We start from the raw sequence: 634 nt of genomic DNA, 5'->3' as shown, positions 1-634 counted from the left end.
TATCCGCTCTTGGTTCGTTCTGATTAATAGCTTGAATGATGGAAGAATTGGCGCGATGAATGCCCGAACGGACGTAATCGCTCCAATCAAGCGGTGGCTCAGCCGCCAGCACGCTCCAAGTACTGTTTACAACCTTCGTACCGCCGCCTCTTCTTCCCTCTAACAAGCCTTGAGACGTGAGTTCATCTATAGCTGCTGTGACTGTGCTGCGGTTGACTTGAAACATGTCGGCCAGCGTTCTCTGTGAGGGGATTTTCGTCCCTACAGCCCACTCTCCGTGAAGAATCTTGTCTTTCATATATTGTTCGATCTGCCGATGCAGCGGAATATCCGACTTTCGGCTTGGCTGCCATTGCGACAAGGTCATGCCCCCCTTTTTTACACATTATACATTTGGCTGGTTTCTAACCCAACCAAATGGCTGGAGACTTTAGTGACAATCTCTCTTATGATTGAAAAAAAATGTGAAAGGAGCTTTTTCAGCATGAATGCAATCATTCACGGAATTGTGCTCGCGTTTGGCTTAATTTTGGCGCTGGGAGTGCAGAATGTGTTTATTTTTCAGCAAGGCGCGTGGCAAAAGCATATTTGGCGGGCTCTCCCAGCTGTCATCAGTGCTTCAGTCTGCGATACC

General features: G+C 48.1%; 1 protein-coding gene and 1 pseudogene. One reads left to right on the top strand and one right to left on the bottom strand.

Annotated features, from left to right (window positions below; translation table 11 throughout):
- Positions 1–367, bottom strand: a 367-nt coding sequence (locus ACWHAR_RS28645; RefSeq protein ID WP_452088644.1) for a GntR family transcriptional regulator, incomplete at its 3' end; no start/stop codon positions are given.
- Between ACWHAR_RS28645 and ACWHAR_RS28640 the strand changes: the two are divergent.
- A pseudogene (locus ACWHAR_RS28640) lies at positions 278–634 on the top strand (amino acid transporter); the annotation flags it as partial. The gene ACWHAR_RS28645 and the pseudogene ACWHAR_RS28640 overlap by 90 nt on opposite strands.

The organism is Bacillus sp. LR--39 (genome assembly GCF_053613335.1).
The sequence above is the reverse complement of the archived record's forward strand: the minus strand, read 5'-3'. Positions and strand labels throughout refer to the sequence as shown.